The following is a 6491-nucleotide window of genomic DNA, read 5'->3' as shown; positions in this document are numbered from 1 at the left end:
GCCGTACCGCCACCGCCACCGCCACCGCCACCGCCACTGCCACTGCCACCAGCCTCGACCGCGCCACCGGCCTCGGCACCACCGGCCGGGCCGGTGGGTGTCACGCCGCTGTCGCGACCCGCCCGCGCGGGAAGCCCGTCCCCGCCGGGCTCAGGGCCGTCGACCTCGTCCCAGGAAGACAGCACGACGACGGGCAGCAGCACCGCGGCGAGCAGCATCAGCACGAGTGAGATGCCGTCGGCGCCGACCGAGTAGGAGATGCCGAACGTCGAGATCCAGCTGTGATGCTGGGCGAACTGGAAGCCCGCCTTCTTCGGGTCGTAGGCGACGGTGGCGAGCACCGCGAGCACCAGGACCACCAGCGTGATCGCCAGGGTGAGCTGCTTGGCCAGCGTCGCCCGCGACCGTGGCAGGAAGCCGACGACGACGGCGCCGACGGCGGGGATGAGCAGCAGGATCGTCAGCCAGGGGACTGTGCTCACGTCAGCCCCTCACCAGCAGCAGTGCGCCGACCACGAGGACGGCACCTCCCAACATCGACAAAGCGTAGGACCGGACGAAGCCGGTCTGCAGGCGGCGCATCCGCCCGGAGAGCCCGCCGATGCCGGCGGCGCTGCCCCGCACGAGCCCGTCGACGCCGACAAGGTCCAGCCAGACCAGGAAGCGGGTCAGGAACTGGCCGGGCCGCATGGCGACGGTCTCGTTGAAGGTGTTCGCGAACAGGTCGTGGCGGGCGGCGACGGTGACCAGGGTGACCTCGCTGTCCGCCGGGGCCGCCACCGCGACCGGACGGACCTGGTAGCGCAGGTAGGCCGCCGCGAACCCGCCGACAGTCACCACCAGAGTGAGCAGGGTCAACACGACCGGGGAGAACGTGTGCACGCCCTCGACGCCCTCGCCGGCGACGGGCTCGAGCCAGTCCTGCAGCGAGTGGCCGAGGACGAACAGCCCGCCGGCGAACACTGAGCCGAACGCCAGGACGATCATCGGCCCGGTCATCGACACCGGCGACTCGTGCGGGTGACGGGCGTCGTCACCCTCCGACGACCAGCGCTTCTTGCCGTGGAAGGTCATCAGGAACAGCCGGGTCATGTAGAAGGCGGTGATGCCGGCGCCGAGCAGCGCGATCGACCCGAGCAGGTAGCCCGAGGTGCCGCCCTTGTCGAAGGCTGTCTCGATGATGCGGTCCTTGGTGAAGAAGCCGGACAGCCCGGGGAAGCCGATGATGGCCAGGTAGCCGAGACCGAACGTGGCCCAGGTGATCGGCATGTACCGCCACAGCCCGCCGTAGTGGCGCAGGTCCTGGTCGTCGTCCATGGCGTGGATCACCGAGCCGGCGCCGAGGAACAGGCCGGCCTTGAAGAAGCCATGGGCGAGCAGGTGCATGATGCCCAGCGCGTAGCCGGCGGGCCCGAGGCCCACCGCCAGGAACATGTAGCCGATCTGGCTGACCGTCGAGTAGGCCAACACCTTCTTGATGTCGTCGTAGGCGCAGCCGATGACGCAGCCCAGCAGGATCGTGATCGCGCCGATGATGACGACGACGGTGCGGGCGGCCTGCGTCTCGTCGAAGATCGGCGCGGCCCGGACGATCAGGTAGACGCCGGCGGTGACCATGGTCGCCGCGTGGATCAGCGCGGAGATCGGGGTCGGGCCCTCCATCGCGTCCGGCAGCCAGGCCTGCAGCGGGAACTGGCCGGACTTTCCGCAGGCGCCGAGCAGCAGCAGCAGCGCGATCGCGGTGATCGTGCCGTAGCCGATGACCCCGCCGGCCGCGGCGCCGAAGACGTCGGCGAAGCCGGTCGAGCCGACGGTGGCGAACATGAACATGATTGCGAGAGCGAGTCCGACGTCGCCGACGCGGTTCATGTAGAACGCCTTGTTCGCGGCGGTGGCCGCCGCCGGCCGGTCCTCCCAGAACTTGATGAGCAGGTACGACGACAGGCCGACCAGTTCCCAGCCGGCGTAGAGCGACAGGAAGTTGTTGCCCAGGACGAGCAGCAGCATCGAGGCCAGGAAGAGGTTCATGTAGCCGAAGAACTTGCGCCTGGCCGGGTCGTGCGCCATGTAGCCGATCGAGTAGATGTGGATCAGCGTCCCGACGCCGGTGATCAGCAGCACGAAGACGATCGAGAGCTGGTCGACGAGCAGGCCGACGTCGACCTGGAAGCCGTTGACCGGAATCCAGGAGTAAAGGTGCTGCGACAGGGCCCGGTCGTCGCCGGCGCGGCCGAGCAGCGCGGCGAACAGCACCACGCCGACGACGAAGCTGGCGGCGGCGGCGAGCGTGCCGATCACATGGCCAAACCGGTCGGTGCGCCGGCCGCCGAGCAGCAACACCGCGGCGCCGGCCAGCGGCAGCACGATGAGCAGCCACGACAGGGAGAACACCCCGGAGGCGGCGGCGTAGTGGATCGGGTGCACGCCGGATTCGGCGGCGGCAACGGCGTCGGCGCTCATCGCGCCCTCGCCACGCCGCGTCGCTGGCGATTATGCGTCACTGCGGTCTCGTCCGTTCTTCCGTGCGGACTGGCCCGTCGTCCTCGGGGTCAGCACTGGTCGTCAGGGGTCAGCACTGGTCGTCAGGGAGCCTGATCATGAAGGTCAGTACTTCAGCAGGTTCACGTCGTCCACCGACGCCGAGCGACGGGTGCGGAAGATGCTGAGGATGATGGCCAGGCCGATCACGACCTCGGCCGCGGCGACGACCATGACGAAGAACGCCATGATCTGGCCGTCGAGGGTGCCGCGGATGCGGGAGAAGGTGACCAGCGTGAGGTTCGAGGCGTTGAGCATGAGCTCGATCGACATGAACACGACGATCGCGTTGCGCCGCACCAGCACGCCGACGGTGCCGATGGTGAACAGCATCGCCGCCAGGATGAGGTAGTTCGCCGGGTTCATCGGTCCTCTCCCTTGCCCGCGCCGGCGAGCGCCGAGTCGTTCGCGTCGACCGGGTCGGGGTCGGGGCGGTCGCCACCGCCACCGCCGTCACCACCGCCACCGGATCCCGACGGACCCGGCCCGGTATCCCCACCAGGCCGGCCCGGACCGCCCGCGGCCGGTCCGCCCTCGGGCGAGGACCCGCTGGCCTGGCCGTCGACCGGCGGGGGGCCGGGCGGGTCGACCGCGGGGATGCCGCCGATGCCGGAGGCCAGGCCGCCGCCGGGCAGCAGACCCAGGGTGTTCGCGGAGTCGTGCTGGGCGTACACGCCGGGGCCGGGCAGTGGGGTGACCTGCGCGCCTTCGGCGAAGCGGCGCTGCATCCAGTCCCGCTGGGTGATCCGGCCGCCCTCGCGCTCACGGTGGCCGAGGACCATCGTTCCGATCGCGGCGACCACGAGCAGCGCCGAGATCGCCTCGAAGACGAACACGTACTGGGTGAACAGCAACCGGCCGATCGCCTGGACGTTGCCGCCGGTGTTCGCCGCGTCGAGCCCCTTGGCGCTACCGTCGTCGATCGCCGAGCCGATCGGGAAGACCAGCAGGCCGGCGAAGCCGAGGCCGAAGATGGCCGCCCCGAGCCGCTGCCCGCGGATGGTCTCCACCAGCGAGTCCGACGAGTCGACGCCGACGAGCATGAGCACGAACAGGAACAGGACCATGATCGCGCCGGCGTAGACGATGATCTGCACGAAGCCGAGGAACGGCGCCTGCTGGATCATGTAGAAGACCGCGACGCAGAACAGGTTCGCGACCAGCAGCAGGGCGGAGTGCACGGCGCTGCGGACCAGCACCATGCCGATCGCCGTCAGCAGCGCCACCGGCGCGAGGATCCAGAACGTCACCGCCTCACCGGTGGACGTGCTGGTGATCGCGCCCGCCGCGGTGAGCAGGGTTTCGTGCGTCATCGTGGCCGCTCCGTACCGGCGCCGTGCGCGGGCACCTCGTCCGCCCGGGAGTGCTCGCCGGCGGTCCGCCGATCGATGACGTCCTCGGCCTGCTCCTGCGTGTCCGCCGCCGATGTCCCGGTGGACTCGGTCCCGACAGGCCCGGTTCCGGCAGGCCCGGTTCCGGCAGGCCCGGTCGAGGCGACCTGCCAGGGATAGGGCGCGTCCGGCTCACGTAGGTAGTAGTCGGTCTCGCTCGTGCCGAGCCGCATCGGGTGCGGCGGCGCCTCCATGCCCTCGGCCAGCGGCGCGAGCAGCTGCTCCTTGGTGAAAATCAGGTCCCGGCGGCTGTCGTCGGCTAGCTCGTAGTCGTTCGACATCGTCAGCGCCCGGGTCGGGCAGGCCTCGATGCACAGCCCGCACAGGATGCAGCGCAGATAGTTGATCTGGTAGACGCTGCCGTACCGCTCACCGGGCGAGAACCGCTCGGTCTCGGTGTTGTCGGCGCCCTCGACGTAGATGGCGTCCGCGGGACACGCCCACGCGCACAGCTCGCACCCGACGCACTTCTCCAGCCCGTCGGGATGCCGGTTGAGCTGGTGACGGCCGTGGAAGCGCGGCGCGGTCTCCTTTTTGTACTCCGGGTACTGCTCGGTCGTCGGCTTCTTGAACATCGTCGAGAAGGTGACGCCGAAGCCCTTGTACGGGTCGAACAGGCCCATTTCTCAGCCCTCCTGGCGCGCGGACGCGTCCGCGGGGATGGCGGTGTCCGCGGAGATGGCGGTGTCCGCGGGCAGAACAGCACCCGCGGGGACCGCCGGGCGGTTGCCCGCCCCGTTGGTGTTCGCGGGCGGCGGCCACGGGATGCGTTCGAGGCTCGGCGCGTCGGCGAGCTTGCGCCGCTCGGCCTCCTCCGCCTCCCGCTGGTGCTTCGCGCCGCCGGGATCGACGAGCGCGACGATGACCAGCACCGCGATGACCACACCGATGCCGATCAGCCACGGCGTGCGGTCATCGACGTCCTTCTGGTAGGCGCGGAAGGTCGCGATGACCAGCACCCAGACCAACCCGACCGGGATCAGTACCTTCCAGCCGAAGGACATGAACTGGTCGTAACGCAGCCGGGGCAGTGTTCCGCGCAGCCAGATGAAGAAGAACAGGAACAGCAGCAGTTTGAGCACGAACCAGATCAGCGGCACCCAGCCGTGGTCCAGCCCGGACAGCCCCGGGATCGGCGGCGGCTGCCAGCCACCCAGAAACAGGGTGGTCGCGATCGCCGAGACGGTGACCATGTTGATGTACTCGGCGAGGAAGAAGAACGCGAACTTGATCGAGCTGTACTCGGTGTGGAAACCGCCGACGAGCTCGCCCTCGGCCTCGGGCAGGTCGAACGGCGTCCGGTTCGTCTCGCCGACCATCGAGATGACGTAGAGGACAAACGACGGCAGCAGCGCGATGTACCAGCGCCCCGACTGGCTCTCCACGATGCCCGACGTCGACAGCGTCCCCGCGTACATGAACACCGCGACGAACGACAGGCCCATCGCCACCTCGTAGGAGATGATCTGGGCCGCCGAGCGCAGCGAACCGAGCAACGGGTAGGTCGATCCGCTCGACCAGCCGGAGAGGATCAGGCCGTACACCCCGAGCGAGGCCGCGGCCAGCATGTACAGCACGCTGATCGGCAGGTCCGCGAGCTGCAGCGTGGTGTGATGCCCGAAGATCGAGACCTCCGGGCCGAACGGGATCACCGCGAACGCGATGAACGCCGGGACCGCGGAGACGATCGGCGCCAGGATGAACACCGGCTTGTCGGCCAGCGCCGGGATCAGGTCTTCCTTGAGCATCAGCTTGACGCCGTCGGCGAGGCTCTGCAGCCAGCCCTTCGGCCCGTGCCGGTTCGGCCCGATCCGCTGCTGCATCCGGGCGACGACCTTGCGCTCGAACACGATCGCGAACAGCGTCATCAGCAGCAGGAACGCGAAGACCGCGACGGCTTTGATCAGGATGAGCCAGAACGGGTCGGCGCCGAACCGGGTCAGGTCCGGGTCGACCGGCGCGGCGACGATGGCCGCGGCGGAGAGGCTCATGCCCGACCACCGGTGGCGTCGCCGCGGCCGTTCACGCTCGGCGCGGGTGACACCGGCGCCGGTGGAGTGGACGGGCCCGGTGGTTCGGCGGCCGCGGTCGCCGGCGTCTCGATCCGCACGGTGGCGTCGCGGGCCGCGGTGAAGTCCGCGCCCAGGGCCGTGCCGCCGCGCTCGTCGACGGGGAACGTGTCGTCGGCTGCGGGGCGCGGCACGGAACTGGCCGCGATCCGCACGAGGACACCGGCCCGCTCGGCGAGGAACCGGCGCACATGCGAACCCGGCGAATGGGTCGGCACCCAGACCACCCGGTCCGGCAGCACGGCGATCTCGCAGGGCAGCGTGATCGAGCCGCGGCCACTGGAGACCCGCACCGGTTCGCCGGCCCGGGCCCCGATCTCGACGGCCGTCGCGGCGGAAAGCCGCACCACCGACGGGCGGCCCGTGCCGGCCAGGTACGGCTCGTCGGCCAGCAGCGCGCCGTCGTCGATGAGCTGGTGCCAGGTGGCGAGGATCGCCTCCCCGGCGCCGGGGACGGCGGCCGGCGCGGCCGGCTCGGCGGGCGCGGGCACCC

6 protein-coding genes and 1 pseudogene are annotated in these 6491 nt (G+C 70.3%); all 7 read right to left on the bottom strand.

Annotated elements, in window-relative coordinates:
- Window positions 1-482, bottom strand: a pseudogene (locus MXD58_RS17050) (NADH-quinone oxidoreductase subunit M); the annotation flags it as partial.
- 1 nt (window position 483) lies between these two features.
- A complete protein-coding gene (gene nuoL / locus MXD58_RS17045; RefSeq protein WP_248838670.1) occupies window positions 484-2460 on the bottom strand; it encodes an NADH-quinone oxidoreductase subunit L in 1977 nt (658 codons plus the stop codon).
- 144 nt (window positions 2461-2604) lie between these two features.
- On the bottom strand, window positions 2605-2904 hold the full coding sequence (nuoK, locus tag MXD58_RS17040) for an NADH-quinone oxidoreductase subunit NuoK (RefSeq protein WP_248838669.1): 300 nt from the start codon (window positions 2902-2904) through the stop codon (window positions 2605-2607).
- On the bottom strand, window positions 2901-3851 hold the full coding sequence (locus tag MXD58_RS17035; protein WP_248838668.1) for an NADH-quinone oxidoreductase subunit J: 951 nt from the start codon (window positions 3849-3851) through the stop codon (window positions 2901-2903). Before MXD58_RS17035 ends, nuoK begins: the two co-directional genes overlap by 4 nt.
- Window positions 3848-4552, bottom strand: a complete 705-nt coding sequence (gene nuoI / locus MXD58_RS17030; RefSeq protein WP_248838667.1) for an NADH-quinone oxidoreductase subunit NuoI — start codon at window positions 4550-4552, stop codon at window positions 3848-3850. The genes MXD58_RS17035 and nuoI overlap by 4 nt, the downstream gene beginning before the upstream one ends.
- A 3-nt stretch (window positions 4553-4555) precedes the next feature.
- Window positions 4556-5920 (bottom strand): NADH-quinone oxidoreductase subunit NuoH, encoded by a 1365-nt coding sequence (gene nuoH / locus MXD58_RS17025; RefSeq protein WP_248838666.1) that lies wholly within the window; start codon window positions 5918-5920, stop codon window positions 4556-4558.
- Window positions 5917-6491, bottom strand: a 575-nt coding sequence (locus MXD58_RS17020; protein WP_284678483.1) for a molybdopterin dinucleotide binding domain-containing protein, incomplete at its 5' end; no start/stop codon positions are given. The genes nuoH and MXD58_RS17020, both read right to left, overlap by 4 nt.

Source organism: Frankia sp. AgKG'84/4 (genome assembly GCF_023242965.2).
Lineage (GTDB): Bacteria > Actinomycetota > Actinomycetes > Frankiales > Frankiaceae > Frankia.
Note: the sequence above shows the minus strand (reverse complement) of the source record. Positions and strands in the feature narration are given on the sequence as shown.

Excerpts from the sequence above, each read along its gene's own strand:
- nuoL (WP_248838670.1), bottom strand. The coding sequence starts at position 2,460 with ATGAGCGCCGACGCCGTTGCCGCCGCCGAATCCGGCGTGCACCCGATC.
- nuoK (WP_248838669.1), bottom strand. The coding sequence starts at position 2,904 with ATGAACCCGGCGAACTACCTCATCCTGGCGGCGATGCTGTTCACCATC.
- MXD58_RS17035 (WP_248838668.1), bottom strand. The coding sequence starts at position 3,851 with ATGACGCACGAAACCCTGCTCACCGCGGCGGGCGCGATCACCAGCACG.
- nuoI (WP_248838667.1), bottom strand. The coding sequence starts at position 4,552 with ATGGGCCTGTTCGACCCGTACAAGGGCTTCGGCGTCACCTTCTCGACG.
- nuoH (WP_248838666.1), bottom strand. The coding sequence starts at position 5,920 with ATGAGCCTCTCCGCCGCGGCCATCGTCGCCGCGCCGGTCGACCCGGAC.